Origin of the sequence: Enterococcus sp. S22(2020) (assembly GCF_020295385.1) — a bacterium.
Classification (GTDB): domain Bacteria; phylum Bacillota; class Bacilli; order Lactobacillales; family Enterococcaceae; genus Enterococcus_L; species Enterococcus_L dunnyi.
In genome coordinates, this window is record NZ_JACFUD010000006.1 from 142,311 (window position 1) to 161,872 (window position 19,562).

Annotated in this window: 18 protein-coding genes; 7 read left to right on the top strand and 11 right to left on the bottom strand. The window is 38.0% G+C overall.

Annotated elements, in window-relative coordinates; translation table 11 throughout:
• Position 1 precedes the first annotated feature (1 nt).
• The 3 genes from H3T55_RS13345 to H3T55_RS13355 are packed head-to-tail and all read right to left on the bottom strand — an operon-like array spanning position 2 to position 2,103.
• Positions 2-649 (bottom strand): response regulator transcription factor, encoded by a 648-nt coding sequence (locus H3T55_RS13345; RefSeq protein WP_225534858.1) that lies wholly within the window; start codon positions 647-649, stop codon positions 2-4.
• Positions 646-1,665 carry a sensor histidine kinase gene (locus H3T55_RS13350; protein ID WP_225534857.1) on the bottom strand — a complete coding sequence of 340 codons (1,020 nt, stop codon included), beginning with the start codon at positions 1,663-1,665 and terminating at the stop codon, positions 646-648. Before H3T55_RS13350 ends, H3T55_RS13345 begins: the two co-directional genes overlap by 4 nt.
• Positions 1,666-1,674: 9 nt before the next feature.
• Positions 1,675-2,103 carry a GAF domain-containing protein gene (locus H3T55_RS13355; protein WP_225534856.1) on the bottom strand — a complete coding sequence of 143 codons (429 nt, stop codon included), beginning with the start codon at positions 2,101-2,103 and terminating at the stop codon, positions 1,675-1,677.
• Positions 2,104-2,205: 102 nt separating this feature from the next.
• On the opposite strand from H3T55_RS13355, the gene H3T55_RS13360 reads away from it, so the two are divergent.
• Positions 2,206-3,705: an amino acid permease gene (locus H3T55_RS13360; protein WP_225534855.1), complete on the top strand. Its 1,500-nt coding sequence runs from the start codon at positions 2,206-2,208 to the stop codon at positions 3,703-3,705.
• Positions 3,706-3,735: 30 nt separating this feature from the next.
• Here the strand turns inward: H3T55_RS13360 and H3T55_RS13365 are convergent, their stop codons facing one another.
• Positions 3,736-4,803: an acyltransferase family protein gene (locus H3T55_RS13365; protein WP_225534854.1), complete on the bottom strand. Its 1,068-nt coding sequence runs from the start codon at positions 4,801-4,803 to the stop codon at positions 3,736-3,738.
• 201 nt (positions 4,804-5,004) lie between these two features.
• Between H3T55_RS13365 and H3T55_RS13370 the strand changes: the two genes are divergently transcribed.
• The 3 genes from H3T55_RS13370 to H3T55_RS13380 all read left to right on the top strand — a co-directional run bounded on the left by H3T55_RS13370 (position 5,005) and on the right by H3T55_RS13380 (position 8,932).
• Positions 5,005-5,775 (top strand): MurR/RpiR family transcriptional regulator, encoded by a 771-nt coding sequence (locus H3T55_RS13370; protein ID WP_225534853.1) that lies wholly within the window; start codon positions 5,005-5,007, stop codon positions 5,773-5,775.
• Between the two features lie 275 nt (positions 5,776-6,050).
• The gene (locus H3T55_RS13375) at positions 6,051-7,382 is read left to right on the top strand and encodes a PTS sugar transporter subunit IIC (protein WP_225534852.1); all 1,332 of its coding nucleotides are present in this window, start codon (positions 6,051-6,053) and stop codon (positions 7,380-7,382) included.
• A gap of 119 nt (positions 7,383-7,501) precedes the next feature.
• Positions 7,502-8,932, top strand: a complete 1,431-nt coding sequence (locus H3T55_RS13380; RefSeq protein WP_225534851.1) for a 6-phospho-beta-glucosidase — start codon at positions 7,502-7,504, stop codon at positions 8,930-8,932.
• A 42-nt stretch (positions 8,933-8,974) separates the two neighbouring features.
• Here the strand turns inward: H3T55_RS13380 and H3T55_RS13385 are convergent, their stop codons facing one another.
• Positions 8,975-11,200, bottom strand: a complete 2,226-nt coding sequence (locus tag H3T55_RS13385) for an ATP-binding cassette domain-containing protein (protein WP_225534850.1) — start codon at positions 11,198-11,200, stop codon at positions 8,975-8,977.
• A 442-nt stretch (positions 11,201-11,642) separates the two neighbouring features.
• On the opposite strand from H3T55_RS13385, the gene H3T55_RS13390 reads away from it, so the two are divergent.
• Positions 11,643-12,374 (top strand): MerR family transcriptional regulator, encoded by a 732-nt coding sequence (locus H3T55_RS13390; protein ID WP_225534849.1) that lies wholly within the window; start codon positions 11,643-11,645, stop codon positions 12,372-12,374.
• A gap of 126 nt (positions 12,375-12,500) precedes the next feature.
• Here the strand turns inward: H3T55_RS13390 and H3T55_RS13395 are convergent, their stop codons facing one another.
• On the bottom strand, positions 12,501-13,028 hold the full coding sequence (locus H3T55_RS13395; RefSeq protein WP_225534848.1) for a DNA-3-methyladenine glycosylase I: 528 nt from the start codon (positions 13,026-13,028) through the stop codon (positions 12,501-12,503).
• Positions 13,029-13,183: 155 nt separating this feature from the next.
• On the opposite strand from H3T55_RS13395, the gene H3T55_RS13400 reads away from it, so the two are divergent.
• Both H3T55_RS13400 and H3T55_RS13405 read left to right on the top strand, forming a co-directional pair.
• Positions 13,184-13,585: a hypothetical protein gene (locus H3T55_RS13400; RefSeq protein WP_225534847.1), complete on the top strand. Its 402-nt coding sequence runs from the start codon at positions 13,184-13,186 to the stop codon at positions 13,583-13,585.
• 3 nt (positions 13,586-13,588) lie between these two features.
• Positions 13,589-13,792 carry a helix-turn-helix transcriptional regulator gene (locus H3T55_RS13405; protein ID WP_225534846.1) on the top strand — a complete coding sequence of 68 codons (204 nt, stop codon included), beginning with the start codon at positions 13,589-13,591 and terminating at the stop codon, positions 13,790-13,792.
• Between the two features lie 99 nt (positions 13,793-13,891).
• Here H3T55_RS13405 and H3T55_RS13410 read toward each other — a convergent pair whose 3' ends face one another.
• From H3T55_RS13410 to H3T55_RS13430, 5 genes are read right to left on the bottom strand one after another with little or no spacing between them, the layout of a single operon-like run.
• Positions 13,892-14,815 carry a transketolase family protein gene (locus H3T55_RS13410; protein ID WP_225534845.1) on the bottom strand — a complete coding sequence of 308 codons (924 nt, stop codon included), beginning with the start codon at positions 14,813-14,815 and terminating at the stop codon, positions 13,892-13,894.
• The gene (locus H3T55_RS13415) at positions 14,815-15,645 is read right to left on the bottom strand and encodes a transketolase (protein ID WP_225534844.1); all 831 of its coding nucleotides are present in this window, start codon (positions 15,643-15,645) and stop codon (positions 14,815-14,817) included. The genes H3T55_RS13410 and H3T55_RS13415 overlap by 1 nt, the downstream gene beginning before the upstream one ends.
• Positions 15,645-17,012, bottom strand: coding sequence for a PTS ascorbate transporter subunit IIC (locus H3T55_RS13420; protein ID WP_225534843.1), 1,368 nt, complete (start codon positions 17,010-17,012; stop codon positions 15,645-15,647). The genes H3T55_RS13415 and H3T55_RS13420 overlap by 1 nt, the downstream gene beginning before the upstream one ends.
• A 54-nt stretch (positions 17,013-17,066) precedes the next feature.
• Positions 17,067-17,348, bottom strand: a complete 282-nt coding sequence (locus H3T55_RS13425) for a PTS sugar transporter subunit IIB (RefSeq protein WP_225534842.1) — start codon at positions 17,346-17,348, stop codon at positions 17,067-17,069.
• Entirely contained in the window at positions 17,345-19,396 is a 2,052-nt protein-coding gene (locus tag H3T55_RS13430) for a BglG family transcription antiterminator (protein ID WP_225534841.1), read from the bottom strand. The genes H3T55_RS13425 and H3T55_RS13430 overlap by 4 nt, the downstream gene beginning before the upstream one ends.
• Positions 19,397-19,562: the final 166 nt, after the last annotated feature.

A 19,562-nucleotide genomic window follows, 5' to 3' on the forward strand; every position in this document is an offset into this window, starting at 1 on the left:
CTCATAAATCGATTAGTTGATGTTTCATACTATATTGCAAAAGTTCAGTAAAGGTTTCAAATTCCAGCTTTTTCATCACATGGGATTTATGGACCTCAACCGTTTTTACCGAAATGAAAAGCCGCTCAGCAATTTCTTTATTGCTGTACCCCAGTGCCACCAATGGTAATACTTCCCGTTCACGTTTTGAAAGACGCTCATATTTATTATCTTTTTCAATAGTTTTCCGCTCATTGCACCACTTTTCTTTGCTGTATTGTCCAAAAAAAGGATCGATAGTAGTCTTGCCAACTGCAACTTGTTCGATTGCTCTTAGTAATACAGTATCCGGTGAACTTTTTAGGATATACCCCTTGGCGCCATACTCCAAAGCTTTACGAACATATTCTTCTTCATCATGCATACTTAAAATAATCGTCTTGACTTTTGGAAAATGTTCTTTGATTCTGCGGGTTGTTTGTAACCCATTTTCCCCTGGTGGCATTCGCAGATCCATCAATACTATATCCACTGGAAATTTTTCCAGCAACATAAAAGCTTCCGTTCCATCAGCTGCATCGCCTACGACAGTTATATTTTCATGTCCTTCCAGCAATAAACGTAATCCGCTTCGGACAACTGCATGATCGTCTGCTATAATAATGTTCATTTTACTTCCTCCCGTTCAATCGGTAAACGCAAAACGATCGTCGTTCCTTCACCTTTTTCAGAATGAATGTCTAGATGTCCACCAATCGATTCAGCTCTTTCCTGCATGTGTAAAAGCCCTAATCCCTGACTATTTTCATTGACCAAATGAACATCAAATCCTTTTCCATGATCCCGTACAGTCAACACCAAATGAGCATTCCGCTCACTCAAGGTTACCCATAATTCATCCACATCTGCGTATTTCACGCTATTCATCACGCTTTCCTGCAGTACACGATACGTAATCGTTTCCAAGCTCTCTGCAAATCGTTTGCTGGGTACTACCGGAATAAAATGAATATGAAGGCCTGTCGTCTCCTTGTATCGATGAAGTAAGACTTCGATTGCCGGAATCAAACCTAAATCGTCCAAAGCCGCTGGACGCAGATCGACTGCCAATTGTTTCACTTCACTAAGCAATGAAACAAAATCATCATCGATTTTTTGCAGCTTCTCCGTAAGTCCATCTAATTGATCCATCCATTTCAGCTGCCGTGTTTCAAGCATCAAACTATAAATGCTTTGTGCTAATCCATCATGAAGCTCCTGAGACAAAGCTCGGCGTTCATTTTCATGTGCTTGATTCACATATTCGATCAAACGCTTGTTTTGGATCATCTGCTGCATTCGTTCTTCTACTGCAATACGACGCAGACTCAATAAAGAAGTGGTCTCATTTACCTCAGTATAACTGCCGCTAAATTGTTCCTGACGACCAGTCACCGTCATTAAAATAAGTGGAAAAGCACCTTGATCCCAATCCGCTCTGACTTCGCAGTCCAAACATTTATCCATTGTTGAATGCAGCATACAACCTTCACCTTTGGCAATTTCTAAAATCTTTGGTAAATGAATTTGAAAAGCTTTATTCAGTTCGTTCGCTGCTTTATTGTATTTGATACATCGATCATTTTCAAATAAGAATAATGCATCATTTGCAGCAACAAAAGTCTGTTCTAATGTGTTTTTTCTCATTCTTAACTCCTATAAATAAACCTTTAGTTCATTTGCTTTATCTTGTGCAGCAGTTATAAATTCATTTGATACTTCTTTTACCTCACGATATCCAACAAGTAAAACACCTTTGACCTCACCTATATCCATCACAGGATAAGCTACTACGGTCTCCAGTTTTTCCATTCGTGTGATTGGCAATTCGATCAATTGCTCCGGCTGACTTTGTAAATGTGTCGCCTGATAGCTACGGCCAGTCCGCCAAACAATTCCTCCGATTCCTTTCCCCACTTGAAGACGAATACGACGATAATGCTGATTGATATTACCTGAAACATACTGCCAGCGAATCACTCGTATATTGGTTTGATCACTGATGGTAGACAACGCTAATGCCGTAAAATCAACGTGAAGCTCTGCTTTGATTTGATCGATTTTTCTTTGAATCTGATCTCCCATCTTCCTACTCCTATTCCCTAATTTTTAATAAAAAGCTTGTATTCCTTCTCACATTCTCTTATCCTTAAGCCTATATCAATTATATAAAAAAAGGATTTTTTTATGAAAACAACTACTGTATTTAGTTCTAAACGCTTGATCATGATCATTACGATGACCGTGTTTTCTTTCTCCAGCATGACTACCGCGTTTTTCTTGATGGGAATCAAAGCTATACCGTATTTTATCGGTGCAGCACTCTTTTATTTTATTCCCTACGCCATCATTATATCAGAATTTACAGGTGTATATAAAAATCATATTGGCGGCTTGTATCAATGGCTGGCAGGCCATCTTTCAGAAAAGGTGGCTTTTATTGCCTCTTTCTTGTGGTATTGCAGCTATTTTATCTGGATGATCAGTTTATTTATGAAGCTATGGATTCCTTTATCTATCCTAGCGTTTGGTGAAGATCTAACAAAAAAGAACAGCCCCTTACCATTCTTATCAACTTCTGTTTTGATTGGGCTATTGTCTTTGTTTGCTGTTTGTGTGACCTTTTATTTTGTCAGTCGGGGATTCAAAGGAATTGCTTCCGCTTTGTACATGAGCGGGATCATGATGACCATTTTGATCGGTCTCAGTCTGAGTGGCAATTTATGGCTGTGGCTTACAAATAGTTCAGATATTTTACCTAATCTCTCAGCGAGTTTTGCTGGTGGAACCCCTTCTTCTGATATCAAACAACCGATGATCGAACAATGGTCCTTCTTAATTTTTGCAATCACTGCTTTTGGTGGTTTAGACACAATCGCCAGCCTAGTAGATAAAACTGGTGAACAAAAAAAACACTTTCCAAAATTGTTGATTTTCAGCAGTATTTTAGTAGTTCTTAGCTATTTCCTAGGTATCTTATTATGGAGTGGCGGTAATAATTTAACTCATTTAAAAGCAAATAACACGATACACTTGGGCAATCTGATGTATGAAATGATGAAAAATCTAGGTTATTCCTTAGGTCAATCATTTTCTTTCAATGATACTTCTTGTCGATTATTGGCCCAACTGTTTACCCGTTTCACAGCCTTAACGTTATTACTATCATATATCAGTTTACTATCGACAATTTCTTATCTGCCGATTCGAACACTGGTAGAAGGCACACCGAATCACTATTGGCATCCATGGCTTAAACGAAAAAATAAATATAATATGCCAACAAATGCTTTATTGGTTCAAGGTGTACTAGTCAGTTTATTTATTTTAGGGATCAGCTTCGGAAGCCAGTATGTCGTATTTTTGTATAATCAACTAACATTGATGACGAATATTTCTAGAGCGATCCCTTATTTACTGGTCGCTCTTGCCTATCCCGCTTTTAAAAAGAAACAGCTTTCAACAGCTGGTTCATTCGGCTTTATTCAGTCAAAAAAGTCAAGTCAAATCATCAGCTACAGTGTCGTTTTCAGCATTGTTTTAGCAATTGGCTTTCAATTATATCAGCCGATTTCTCAAGGGGAAGTGATGAAAAGTGTTTCTTTATTGATCGGCCCTTTACTATTTACTTTGATCGCTTACCTGCTCTATAACAATTTCCAGTTGAAACAGTATACAGTAAAATAAATCAAAAAAGAGCCAAACCTGATAAATATGTTAGGTTCGGCTCTTCTCAATTTCATTATAATGATTACTAGAATTTACATTGTTTTTCACAAAAAAATTCACTATAATATTTGTCATGATTCTGACTAAATAAGACATAAGTACAGTAAGAACTATCACTAATAAACCATACAAAAATCGTTTTTCAACTAGCCAAGTCTGATTTTTTAATGCTGATATCATAAGTCCATGGTAAAGATAAAGTTCAAAAGACATTTTTTTCATATTAGCGAAAAAAGGGACATTTATCCAGTACTTATAGCTAAGTGATATCACTAAAATAGCAAATGTTATACAAGCCACCTCTCTAAAATATATCGAAGGAACAATTTCATCTAGGTAAAAGAAAACACTAAAAGCTAATGCTATTCCAGCAACATATAATTTGTACCTTTTACCTAATAATGAAACATTCTTTGCTTCTTGAAAAGCCCACCATGTACCGACTGGAAATGCAAAAACTGCATTATACCACCATTCGCCATAGCCTATGTATCTTGAAACGCTGAAAAATAAAGCAGTCCCTAGAAATAAAAGTACTATAAACATTGTGTTATTTTTAGATATTTTCCCAGACAGATAAAATAGCAAGTAGAAAAAAAAGATTGCTATAACATACCAACTATTGCTAACAAAAGGACTTCCATTGAACAATGATTTGAGTGCGGCTTTAACACTTAAGTCACCAGAAATATTTCGGTAAACAAAATAAATAATCATTGCTAGAATATAGGACAATATTAAAGGTCCTAATCTTTTTTGAAGAAAATTTTTTAAATACTGTTGCTTTTTCATTAAATACTGCTTGAAAATCCCGTACCCAGAAATAAAGAAAAAGACTGATACAGCTAAACGCCCTGCTACTGAAAGACTAGTAGAAAGAAGCGAACCAGCTGCTCCTGCTGTCACCTGAGAAATATGGTGCATCATAATAATGATTACCAATACACATTGTATATTGCTTGTCGTCTGAACAGATAGTGTCAGATCTTTAGTTGTCGAATTTTTTTCCATATAAAAAAAGAAAAAGATCAAAGATAATAGTAAAAGTAAATCCATACAATACTCTCCCAACAAAAACATTCATCTATATTATACCCTTAAACAGTTGTTAATCAATCATCTATTCGTATTAACCTATTTTTAATAACTTTACAGTTAGATAAACAAGCGAAAATACTCACTTTCCTGTACAATACAAAGTGAAGACTTCCCTATTTTTAGGCTAAACTATCTAATTTGCATGTAGGAGGAATTTTTTTGTTTGATCTAGAGAAAGTTCAATCACTAAATGAGCTGGAAATGCTAGTTTATCATTATATACTAGAGCACATGACAACGATCCCAAAATTAACGATCCGGCAATTATCTGCTGATTGTCATGTTTCAACTTCAACCATTTTGCGCTTTTGTTCAAAGATGGGTTTTGATGGTTTTTCAGAATTAAAATATGCACTCAAAAAAGAGGGTGAACAAAAAAAACAACGATCTTTCGAGCAATATTATACAGCAACGATTCATGTTGATTCTTTTTTAAAACGGATCAATCAACAAACTTATTACGAAACCTTAAAACCAGCAATTACTATGATCATTGAAAATCGTCATGTCGTATTTACAGGGATTGGGACCAGCGGCATTTTAGGGAGTTACGGCAGTCGTTATTTTGCAAATATGGGGATCAATGCCTATAGTATTGATGATCCCTTCACACCTATTCCTCAAAGAGGGTTTGAAAATACTTTGGCTATCATTCTTTCAGTCTCTGGCGAAACTTCCGAAGTGATCAAGCAAGTGACTGATTTTAAACGGTCTGGCGCAAAAGTCTTGAGCATCACAAACGATGAACACTCAACGATTGCTCGTTTAGCTGATTACAACATCTCCTATTATATGCCGGACGAACGCTCATCATTTGCCGATCCTTTTATCAATATTACAACTCAAATTCCAGTTGTCGCTTTAATCGAACTGCTTGCGCATCAAGCAAGTAAGGAATATTCAGAAAGAAGTTCTCAAAAAAGACCATAAAAACGAGCTAATGTTCGCTAAGCGGCTGTTGGTTATCGTTTATGAAGAATTAAAGTCTGAACAAAAACTATAAAACAGTTTTTGTTCAGACCTTTTTTGTTTTTTCAGCTGGAACATGTTTCTCAAAACAGCAAAACTATTTTAAAAAAAGAAAAACTCCCTTATAGTATGTATGTAAACGTATTCAATCATTCGAAAAAGACGGCCGCTTTTTTGAATACACTACATGCACTTATTTTTATTTACCTAAACTCAGAACAAAGGAGAGATTTTTAATGAACGAATGGATCAATGAGAAAGTCCTACCCCCTGTTTTAAAATTTGTAAATACGAAAGCGATCACCGCACTAAGAAATGGGATGCTTTATACTATGCCATTTACGATCGTCGGTTCGATTTTCCTTTTATTAGCAAACCTACCGATCGAATCTGTTGCCAATTGGATCACAGAAAGTGGCCTTGTCGTTTATTTCAATCAGGCTTATGGAGCTTCATTTGCTATTATGTCTGTTTTCGCGGTTATAGGGATCGCCTATTCCTATGTTAAAACAGAAGGTTTTGAAGGATTGCCAGCTGGGATGATTTCTCTTGTTGTGTTTATCTTATTCATGTCTGCTGAAATCACAGATGCAGAAAGCGGCGTAACGATCGGTAATATTATCAATAAAGACTGGACAGCCGGAAAAGGGATGATCACAGCAATCATCGTTGGATTGATCGTTGGTTGGGTCTACAGCTGGTTCTTGCGTCATGATATCCGCATCAAATTGCCTGAAGCTGTACCAGAAAACGTAGCAAACTCATTTACTGCCTTGATTCCAGCAGGTGCTTTGATCACTGGTGCGATGTTTGTCTATATTTTCTTTGATAAAGTCTTTAAAACAACGTTCTTTGATTTTATTTACGAAGTGCTTCAATCTCCGCTTCAAGGAGTTACTGATTCATTAGGCGGCGCGTTAGTTCTCGGCTTCTTAGTTCCTTTATTCTGGTTCTTCGGCGTTCACGGTTCAACGATTGTCGGTGGAATCATGGGTCCTATCTTACAAGCAAACTCTTTAGAAAATACAGATATTTTAAAAGCCGGTAAAGAATTGACTGTTGCTAATGGCGGTCATATCGTTACCCAACAATTTTTAGATCAATTCTTGACCGTAACTGGTGCTGGGATGACGATCGGTTTAGTGGTTTATATGGTATTTTTTGCAAAATCTGCTCAATTCAAACAATTGGGTCGTCTATCTATCGGACCAGCAGTCTTCAATATCAATGAGCCGATCACTTTTGCCACACCGATCGTAATGAATCCAATCATGGCGATTCCATTTATTTTGACACCCGTCGTTTCTTCGATCATTACGTATTTTGCTTTGTATACAGGTTTAGTTCCATTATTTACAGCCGTTCAAGTTCCTTGGACAACACCTCCGATCATTTCTGGGTTATTAGTAGGCGGTTGGCAAGCAGCCTTGTTACAAGCATTTGTTTTAACGGTTGGATTCTTTATCTACTTACCGTTCGCTAGAAAAATGGATGCAATCAACTATGCTCAAGAAACAAATCAACCGATCACAGAAGAAACACTGGAAGAAATCGAAGCACAAGCGTAACCTTTTTAAGCTAAGTTACCGACTAGTTCTCTCGCACAACTGATCCGTTCAAATGTTTCCTCCCAGTTGTGCAGAGATCTTTTTTATAAAAATAGTAAATGCTGCAAGGAGTAGATTAGATGTCGATATTAAGAGAAAATTTCCTTTGGGGCGGCGCTGTCGCTGCTCATCAATTAGAAGGTGGTTGGGATCAAGACGGTAAAGGAATCAGCGTAGCTGATGTAATGACTGTCGGAGCAAATGGTGTTCCTAGGAGAATCACAGATGGCGTTTTAGCTGGGGAAAATTACCCAAACCATGAAGCAATCGATTTTTATCATCATTATAAAGAAGACGTAAAATTATTTGCCGATCTTGGATTGAATTGTTTCAGAACGTCGATTGCCTGGACGCGGATTTTTCCTAACGGAGATGAAGCTGAGCCAAATGAAGCAGGCCTTCAGTTCTACGATGATTTGTTTGATGAATGTTTAAAATATGGGATCGAACCTGTCATTACTTTATCTCACTTTGAAATGCCTTATCATCTAGTAACAGAATACGGCGGTTGGCGTAATCGAAAAATGATCGACTTTTTTGCTAAATTTGCCCGAGTTTGTTTTGAGCGTTATAAAGATAAAGTCACGTATTGGATGACCTTCAACGAAATCAACAATCAAGCGAATTATGCGGAAGATTTTGCGCCTTTTACCAACTCTGGGATCAAGTATCAAGATGGAGAAAACCGTGAGAAAATCATGTACCAAGCGGCTCATTATGAATTAGTAGCCAGTGCTCAGGCAGTCAAGATCGGTCATGAGATCAATCCTGATTTTCAAATCGGTTGTATGATCGCCATGTGCCCGATTTATCCTTATTCTTGTGATCCAAAAGATATGATGGCTTCAGTCAGTGCCATGCAAAAACGTTATTGGTTTACAGATGTTCACGTCCGCGGACATTATCCGAGTTTTATCGAAAAATATCTTGCCCGTAAAGATTTTGATTTAGATATTTCTGAACAAGACTTAGCTGATTTGACACAAGGCTGTGTAGACTATATTGGTTTCAGCTACTACATGTCTTTTGCGATCAAAGATCAGGAGAAAGGACCTGCCTTTGACTATGATGAATCAAAAGATCTAGTCAAAAATCCTTATGTAGAAGCATCTGACTGGGGCTGGCAAATCGATCCTTTAGGTATGCGTTATGCAATGAACTGGTTTAATGAACGTTATGAATTGCCGCAGTTTATCGTGGAAAATGGTTTTGGTGCCATCGATGAAATCGAACCCGACGGCACGATCAACGATCAGTATCGAATCGATTATTTGAAAGCGCATATCGAAATGATGAAGGAAGCTGTTGAATACGATGGAATTCCACTGATTGGCTATACACCTTGGGGCTTTATCGATTTAGTTTCGGCAGGAACAGGTGAGATGAAAAAACGTTATGGCTTTATCTATGTGGATAAAGATAATGAAGGCCAAGGAACCTTAGCACGTTCTAAGAAAAATTCATTTGACTGGTATCAACAAGTGATCAAGAGTAACGGTGAAGAATTATAAAGTAAAAAGAGGTGAAGCAGAGGATCTGCTTCACCTCTTTTTCTATTTAATGAATCGTCCTGTGATCGATTCACTAAATTGAATATCAGCTGGTCGACCTTCAAACATGATCTGCCCACCTTGATTCCCGCCATCAGGTCCAATATCCACGATCCAATCTCCTTGCTTGATCAAATCGATATGATGTTCAATGACCACAACGGTATTTCCTTGATCTACCAAATGATCCATGATCTCCATTAAATGATCGATATCTGATAAATGAAGACCCGTTGAAGGCTCATCCAACACATAAATACTCCCTTTTTTATAAAACTCACTGGCTAATTTCATCCGTTGACACTCTCCACCTGATAAAGTACTTGTCGGCTGGCCTAATGTCAAATAGCCCAAACCAACTTGCTCCATCGCACGAAGCTTTTTCAAGACAACTGGCTCCTTAAAGAAATCCAAAGCCTCTTCAACTGTTAAATTCAGCACCTCTGTAATAGATTTCTCCTGAAAACGATAATCAAGAACTTCCTGTTTAAAGCGTTTGCCCTGGCAAACATCGCATTCTGTTTTCACTGCATCCATAAAAGCCAGATTCATTTCAATATACCCCTGCCCTTTACATTTCTCACAGCCGCCTTTTGAATTGTAGCTAAATAAAGAAGCTGATACGTTATTAGCTTTACCAAAGCCCTTTCTAATTGTATCCATAATTCCGATATAGGTCGCTGGATTAGAACGAGAATTGGTTTGTGCAGCTGCTTGATCAATAATGATCGTTTCAGGATATGAAGCTAAAAACGAATCTTTGACTAAAGTACTCTTTCCTGAACCAGCCACACCAGTGATCATCGTCAAGGTCTTTTTAGGTACACGCAAAGCTGTCTCTTTCAAATTATGCAGACTAGATGGACGACCTTGATAGAACTCTTCTGCCGGTCGAACTGCCTGTTTAAGTTTTGTTTGATTTTTTAAGTATTTACCAGTCAAGGTATCTGCTTCAAGCAAAGCTGTATAACTACCTTCAAACATGATTTCTCCACCATGCTTTCCTGCATGGGGTCCTACTTCGATCACATGATCGGCGATCTTTATCACATCAGGATCATGTTCGATCACAATAACTGTATTTCCCTTATCTCTTAATTTAAACAAAAGCTCATTTAAACGATGGACATCACGCGGATGCAGCCCAATGCTAGGCTCATCGAATATGTAGATCAAATCGACTAAACTATTATTTAAATGTTTGACCATCTTGACACGCTGAGATTCTCCTCCAGATAACGTTGTCGTTGCTCTGTCCAAACTTAAATACCCTAAACCAATTTCAACAAGATGTCCAATTTTTTCTTGTAGATTATTCAATATTGGCTGAGCTTCCCGCAATTGGATCATCTTTAATGTTTCCATGAGCTTTGTTACTTCCATTGCCATAAGGTCAGCAATAGAATAACCTGCGACCTTTACTGCCAGAGACTCCTGAGACAAACGTTTGCCTTTACATAACGGACAGCACGCTTCAACTGTATATTCTTCGATCAGTTTTTGTGTTCGCGCAGTCAATTCTCCTTGTTTTTGTAAATACAATCGATTGAACTTAGTAAAAAGCCCTTCATAGCTCAAATTGTAGCCATCCACCTGGATCTTGAAATCTTTAGCGTAAAGCAAATTCTCCAGTTCTTCTTCTGTATACGCTTCAATTTTTTTATCATTGTCGAAAAGTCCAGAGTCTAAATAGCCTTTCATATACCATTCTGTATTTTTAAAAACAGAAAATTGAACAGCTCCATCGTTCAATGATCTAGAACGATCTAAAAATTTTTCTTCATTGATCTGAACTGTTTTTCCAATTCCTTGACATTTTGGGCACATCCCAGCTTGATCGTTAAATGAAAAGTAATTAGCGGTACCGATACTTGGCTGACCAAACCTTGAAAACAAAACCCGCAACAATGGATTGATATCTGTGATCGTTCCAAGTGTGGAGCGAGAATTTCCTCCCAATCGTTTTTGATTGATAACCACTGATGTCGCTAAATTTTCAATACTGTCTACATCCGGCTGCTGATATTTCGGCAGAAAATTTTGGATAAAAGCACTAAATGTTTCATTCAACTGTCTTTGTGATTCGTTTGCGATCGTTTCAAAAACAATTGAGGACTTTCCTGATCCGGATACTCCTGTAAAAACAGTGATTTTTCGCTTAGGGATCGAAACAGAAACATTTTTCAAATTATTTTCTCTTGCCCCATTGATTACTACATATTCTGTCATACTATTCCTCCTTAAATGTAAAAGTGAAACAAATCGTTTAATCCTGTAGAAAATTAGGAAATTGACTTTGAAGTGCTTCTTGCCTCACTGACAATTTATCTATTTTCCTAAGGATTGATTTGTGCAGCTAGATAGCATCAATGATCAACACTTTCTTACGAAAGTCTTGTACTGTTCATCATCAGCTCAATTTCTTTCGTTGTGATTCTCAGCAAAAGCGGAACAAATCGCCTAATCCTATAGAAAATTAGGAAATTGACTTTGAGGTGCTTCTTGCCTCACTGACAATTTATCTATTTTCCTAAGGATTGATTTGTGCAGCTAGATACCACTAGACTAACCTTATCGTAGCACATTCGTGCAAGTTCTAAGGTTATGAATTACAAAGTTATTTTTATCAGTTATAATAGACACAAAACTTTGTTATCCGGAGGAATAGTTGATGATTCGCCCAATCGATATTGCACGAGAATTAAATATCAGTACCAGCTTATTACGCCATTACGAAAAGAATCAACTACTTCCCTTACCTAAGAGAAGTAAGAGCGGTTATCGTCTTTATACAGAAGAAAGTCTCCACTACTTTCGAGCGATCCGAACAACAACGATCACATACGGTTATCATGCAACAAAAAAAATCATGACTGCTCTTCAAAAAGAGAAATTTACAGAAGCTTTTTGGCTATTGAATGAAGAACAAGTAAAATTGAATCAGCGCAAAAAGATTTCTGATCAAACCTTAGCATTGCTTCATGAAGAGGAGTGGCAGGAAATAAACCAAATGCCAAATAGAGGATGGTTAACGATCGGAGAAGCAGCTGAACGTTTGGCAATTACGGAAACCTCCATTCGTCACTGGACAAAAGAGCAACTCCTTGACGTTCCTCGTGATCCAGAGAGTAATTATCGAATGTTTGATGAGCACGCAATTCAACAGTTATTATTTATTCGTATGATCCGTGCCTCTACTTGGTCACTGGATGAGGTTCGGGAAATCCTTACTCAGTTTCAGGCAGATTCACCTAAGCGAATGATTGAGCTTGCAGAACAATCCTTACGAGCGCTCAATGAATTACTTAAACGTCAAATGATTTCTACCAAATATATTTATGCACTGATTCAGTTCTTAGAGCCAGATTTTTTTGAAGATTTTCCTAGCTCTGATTTTTATTAAAAAATAGAGTCCTGAACAAAACTCTTTTCTAGTTTTGTTCAGGACTCTATTTAACTCTTGATAAACAGTGGCATCAAAAGCGGCTCCATGAGTAATAGGAACTGAATCCTTCAGTCCGATTTTCTTCTACTCTTGATTCAACACTTCATCTTGAATTAGTCCACTAGCTTTCATGAACATATACGTCACAACTGGCCCCACAAAGGTAAAGCCACGCTTTTTCATATCTTTAGCTACATGTTTCGATAGCGGGGTGATATTAGGTACCTCATATGCTTCTTCATAAACATTCAAATGGGGAACACCGCCAACAAAATCCCACATATACTCAGCAAAGCTGCCATATTCTTTTTGTACTGCTAAAATCGCTTGAGCATTTTGAATCGTCGCATTGATTTTTCTTGGGTTGCGAATCATTTCAGGATCCTGCATGACTTTTTCCACATCATCCGGCATCATTGCGGCCACTTTTTGAATATCCATATTGTGGAAATTTCTTAAAAAAACATCTAATTTACCAGCTGCAGCCTTCCAGCTCAATCCTGCTTGAAAGGTACCTACCGTTAATAAAATAAAAAGCAAGCGGTCATCGTGGGTAGGCTTCCCCCATTGGTTGTGGTACCAATCAAATTTTGGTGGTTGGTTCTTCCTCATTCTTCTCTCCTACAAATCGCTATTTCTCTTATCATAACATAAAAACAAATGAGAGCATTTAGTACTAACCCAAAAGATTCTATTGACTATTAAAGCAAGTGGTGATATATTTATAACCAAGTTACAAATATATCACCAGAAAGGGTGTACTACTTATGAAAACTAAAATGAATCTAACTGGAAAAATCTATACCATAGAACTCTTGAGCGGAATGATTTTCTATAGCTTAGGAATTCTATTCATTACGCCACCGACAACTCCAGAAATCATAAAAAATCTAGCAATAGGATTGATGATTTTGGTCTTATTAATAATAATGGTCGCAGCCATTCTTACTAATAAAGAAAAACTTGATGAACGTGCCTTAAATAATTTTTATAAATCTAGTAACGTAACATTTTTCTTTACTCTGATATTTTTACTCGCTGGCGGGATAGTAATTTACTTTATCCCAATGGGGTTTAGACTTTCACCTGCTATTATTTCATTTATGCTCGCTGTCATTCTAATACTTCATGGTTCAACTTTCAGATCCTTAGAAATGTCAGGTAAATAACCCATGGGCAAAATAGAGACGACTTTAAAACAATATAGAGAAGAAAAAGGTCTGACTCAAAAAGAACTCGCGGAAAAAGTTGGTGTTCGCCGGGAAACTATCCTTCATCTAGAAAACAATAGATATAATCCTTCCTTAGAGTTAGCTCTAGAAATAGCAAGTGTATTTGACGTAACTGTTGAAACACTCTTCAAATTAAAAAAATAATATCTTTATTTTACTATATTATTACTAATGCTAAAAAGTCATGCAAAATTCGCATGACTTTTTAACGTTACTTCTTAATTTCATCAACCACTCAAAAACTTAATCTAACAAACTAACCATCGCTTTTGAAATATCATTAGCCTTTAAGCCGTAGACTCCTTTCAAATAATCCAATTTACCTACTTGACCGAATTGCTCTTTTACACCGATCCGTTTCATTTTTGTTGGATGATTTTCAGCAATGATTTCTGCCACAGCACTCCCTAGTCCACCGATCACGTTATGATTTTCTGCGGTTATGATCGGGCCTAATTTGGCAGCTTCGATTACGACTTCTTCATTCATCGGCTTGATTCTAAATAAATCGATCACTTGAACGGAAATCCCTTTTTCTTCTAAATCCTCCGCTGCCTGAAGCGCTTCTTCCACCATGATCCCACTAGCAAAAATGGTTCCATGTGTTCCTTTTTTCAATCTGCAGTAGCCTTTTGAAAAATCTTCTTTTTCATTATACAGGGACTTTGCCTGCTTGCGTATCGTACGAATATAAAATAATCCTTTTGCCGTATGAGCATAGGTCAAAATGGCTTTAAATTGATACGGATCTGATACTTCATAGATATTGTTTCCTGGAATCACCCGCATTAATGCTACATCTTCAAACGGCATGTGCGTACCGCCATTCATTTCAGCTGTAACACCCGGGTCTGTTCCAACGATGACTGCATGATTTTTGGCATACCCAAGGGAAAGAAATACTTGATCGAATGAGCGTCTCGTTGCAAAGGGCGCAAAGGTATGGATAAATGGAATAAATCCCGTTACAGCTAATCCAGTAGCCGCACTCATTTCCTGGGCTTCCATGATGCCTACATTGATATAACGATCGCCTAGCTTTTCTTTTAATTTGCTGGTTCCCATCGAACTTGCCAAATCAGCTTCTAAAGCTAAAATTTTTTTATCTTTTTCTGCTAGCTCTTGTATTGTTTGGGTATAAACTTGACGCATTTCTAAGTCTTTCATTACTGATTCACCTCGATCTTTTTAGCTAAGCTTTCAATCGATTCTATGATCGCGATTTTAGTTGCTTCATCTGGACGAATATGATGGTTATCCATCAGCTCTTCAAAATAAGGAACGCCTTGTCCTTTTACGGTATCTAAAACGATCGCTGTAGGAGCATCTTTTCCCTTTTTTGCTTGATCGATCGCTGCTTCAATAGCAGACACATCTCTCCCATTCACCCGCCAACTATTAAAGCCAAACGCCCGCATTTTCTCAACAAAATCAAAAGGATCACAAATGTCTGTGGTATAACCGTCCAACTGTTTTTTATTATCGTCGATCAACACGATCAAATGATCCAATTTTTGATGTGCGGCAAATTGAAAAGCTTCCCAGCATTGTCCTTCGTTTAATTCTCCGTCACCCACAACTGCAAAAGTATAATTTTCTTTGCCTAACAGCTGGTTGCCTTTTGCGATCCCTGTTGCAGCTGAGATCCCTTGTCCAAGTGATCCAGTGGTCATATCTACCCCAGGCGTTTTGATTCGGTCTGGGTGCGAAGGTAAATTAGTGCCATTTTGATTGAGGCTAAAAAGAAATGCTTCATCAAAATATCCTTTCAAAAACAACGTAGCATAGAGCGCGGGCCCCGCATGTCCTTTTGACAAAACAAAATAGTCACGGTCTGGATCATCTCGTTTTTCTGCTGAAACGTTCATAACTTTTCCATACAAGACAGCCAATGTTTCAACGATAGACAAGCTGCCGCCAAAATGACCAAAGCCTAAATGGTCCAACTCCCGCATCGTATAATAACGAATCTGATCCGCAAATTTTTGGATATCCATTATGCTGCCTCCTTCGCTTCAGTCCCTTGTTTCTTGCCGAAGACCGTTAATCCGATCAATAACACTAATACTGCTAATACGCCAGCAACAACTGCAATTTGTCCACCCATATCCGCTAATTTTCCAAGGAAAATCCCTGTCACTCCGTAATCGGTATCAGAGAATGTCGATCCTTGGAAGCCAAGATCGCCCATGACTGGCATTAATAGAATCGGCATGAAACTGATGATCACTCCATGGATAAATGAGCCTACCACTGCTCCGCGTACACCGCCTGTGGCATTGCCAAAAACACCTGCCGTCGCACCGCAGAAGAAATGCGGCACCACACCTGGAATGATCACGGTCGTACCTGTTGCCACCATGATGAACAAACTCACGATTCCACCTACAAAACTAGTTAAAAAGCCGATCAACACAGCATTTGGTGCATATGGAAAGACGATTGGGCAATCCAATGCTGGTATCGAATTTGGTACTAGTTTTTCTGAGATTCCTTTGAATGCCGGAACGATTTCCGCTAAGATCAACCGAACACCTGCAAGGATCACAAACACGCCCGCTGCAAACATTCCTGCTTGCTGTAAAGCATAAATAATGTAATTCGTGCCATCACTAAGATTTTCTGAGATAAACGTGTTTCCTGCAAATAAGGCAACAATCGTATATACGATCCCCATCGTTAACGTAATACTAACTGTGGAATCTCGTAAAAACGCGAGCCCTTTAGGAAAATTGATATCCTCTGTTGATTTTTCTTTGTTTCCAACATATTTTCCAATAAACCCACTAAGCGCATAACCAAAGTTTCCTGTATGCCCTAAGGCCACAGAATCATTCTTAGTGATCTGTTTGGTAAATGGTTGGGCAATTGCTGGAAAAATCGTATTTGCCAAGCCTAAAGCCAAACCGCCAACCAAAACTAATGGCACAGCGCTCATTTTTGTCACACTCATGATGACTGCGATCATACACGCCATGTAAAGCGTTGCATGGCCAGTTAAATAAATGTATTTAAATTTAGTGATGCGGGCGATCAAAATATTGAAGGCCATACCAACTAACATGATCAATGCTGTATAAGTGCCGTATTTCGTCAAAGCTAATGCTACGATCGCTTCGTTGTTCGGTACAACGCCTTGCATATTGAATGCATGCTGAAACATTTCTCCAAACGGAGCTAATGAGCCTTCAATGACTCCTGCTCCTGCAGTGACGACTAAAAAGCCAACAAACGTTTTGATCCCTCCACGTACAACATCAGAAATCGGCTTTTTCTGTAACCCTAACCCCAGTACTGCAATCAAAGCGACCAAAATTGCTGGTGTACTTGCGATATCGATCAGTATATTTAATACCCCATTCATTGATTTTCCCTCACTTTCTTTTCCTTAAAACGCGCCTATGTTCTTTGATCATCGTTACAACAGTTCATTTTCAACACAAACAGCTCTAACCTTTTCCCGCAATTCATCCATATCGATAATGCTGTCCAATACCACGACATTGCCCAAATGCTGGGCACTATCTGCAAGATCTCCCGCTACAAAGAAAACATCTGCCAAATCAGGTGTAGCACTTCCCATATCATAATGAGCGACCTCAACGCCTGTTACTCCCAGTTCATTCAACACACTGTTGATATTCATTTCCACCATAAAACTAGATCCTAATCCTGATCCGCACACCGCTGCCATTCTCATAATAATTCTCCTTCCTTTAATAGCGCCATGATCGTTTGTTGATCTGTCGCTGCCAATAATTTTTCTAAATTGTCTTTGTTTGAAAGTATTTTGGTCAAACTAGCTAAAGCTTTTAAATGCATCTCATTATCGATGGCTGCCAAACAGATAAAAATCGTGATTTCATGTTTGGGATCGTCTAAAAGCTCGATCGGTTCACTCACTTTTAACAACGACATCCCTAATTGTTTGACACCATCTTCTGGTCTGGCATGCGGCAAAGCAATCCCTTTGCCAATGTGAATGAAGGCACCATAGTCTTTGACCTTTTGGATCATTGCTTCTATATAATGATCGGTTATTTTTTCTTGTTTTAATAATGGGGCTGCCGCATAAGTAATGGCTTCTTCCCAATTCATTTTTTTATCCGTCAATTGGATCATCTCTTCGGTCAGCAACTCAGATAACATTGGCTTCTCATCTTCTTTCACTTTCAATTTTTTGATCATTTTACGATTTAAAATTCGATAGATTTTTTCTTTTGTAACGCCTTTTTTCAGTTCCACATACGGCAAGAGTGTTTCGATGATTTCATCCACAGAAGGAACGACAATTCCTGGAATCAATAAATCCTCCTGCACACACCGCATCAAATTGTTTTTCTCTAATTGCGACATGATCGGTTTGACGAGATATACATTCTTAGGAATCGTCAGCGGAACACTTGAAAAGATCACATCATACTCTGTCTCAGAGATATTTTCCAGCTGGTCAACAGTTGTCGTTAAACTAAAATCGATCGTCGGAAACAATTCTTTCAATTCAGACTGCATGATCAATGATGAACTGATTCCGCTGGGACATAAAACAAGCGCTTTGTATCGAATCACCCGGTTCAATTCCCGCTGATTGCCGATTTCTCCACCAAACAAAATAGTAAAATAGCCAATTTCTTCATCTGGAATTTTTTCTCCGGTCAGTACTTCTAAAGGATGCAGCGCGCGCTTAGTCAAAGCAAATATTTCACCATATTGTTCCTTGATCTCCTCGATCAACACATTAGATAACGAAAAATGATACTTGATCCGAAAAAAAGCAGGGACTAAATGGTAAAAAAGATCCAATAACAACTTGCGGTACGCTTTAAATTCGATCGCCGCTAAACGCTCCATTTCATGAATGATCTGACTAGCGCATTCCAATAAGAACTCTAAAGCCGTTTCTCTAACCTCACCTTGAATGATCGTCATAAAGATCAGTGAACAGTAAAACGCCTCATCACTAGAATATTCAAGTGTCGGAAACTGAGCTAAAAAATCTTGACTGCCTTGAAATACAGTCAATTGACTCAGCCATTTTTTACTTTCCTCATCTATTAAGACAGACTGTTTTGAATGTCGGTATAATATATAGGCTAAAAAATAAACTGTTTCTTCGATTCGACTAGGTACGATCGACCAGTCATATTTTTTGATCGTTTCAAATAAATGAAAACGAACATCTGCTTCAACTGTTTTCGATTGTGTTAGTAAAACTTTTTTCAAGCCCCATTTTCCTGCTTGTGTTCCAATGATTTTTGTGATCATCTCATGTGCCTTAAGGCGCAGCTGATTTTCCTGACCAGCCAAATGAAACCCAAGTTTCCTTGAATAGTCCAATGTGATACAGTCTTCCGAAAGAGTATCACGCAGTTTTTTGATGTCTGATAAGATCGTATTTTTACTTACTTGAAAAAAATCTTGATAATGGAAAACAGATAAATCTTCTTTTTCTAAAAATGTCAAAAGATATAATAGCGCCTGTCGTTCCTGTTCAGAATAACAAATGTCCCATTCGTGTTTGCCAAATTGTATTTCCAACCACAGCTCTGTCAGCTGATCCGAAAAATAGACACGATTCTTTTGCCAAATCATTGGTTGATAAGAATTCTCCTGTAAAAATTCATTGATCTTGCCTAGCTGATCGATCACTACTTCTGTTGTCAAACCTGTTTTCTCATTGATTTCTTGAATGGAGTAACCCACTCCGACCGGCATTGCGATAAGATAACTCATTCGATAATCAATCATATGTGTTCCTCCTGTTTCCACTATATAATGTAAACGCTACAAACGAAAGAAGTCTTGGGTCTAATCTATTTTTTATTTTTCAAAAGAATTGGACTTAACTAAAAAAATAACAAAATAGCTATGGAAGTCAACGAAGAATTGATTCCATAGCTATTTTGTTTGCAAA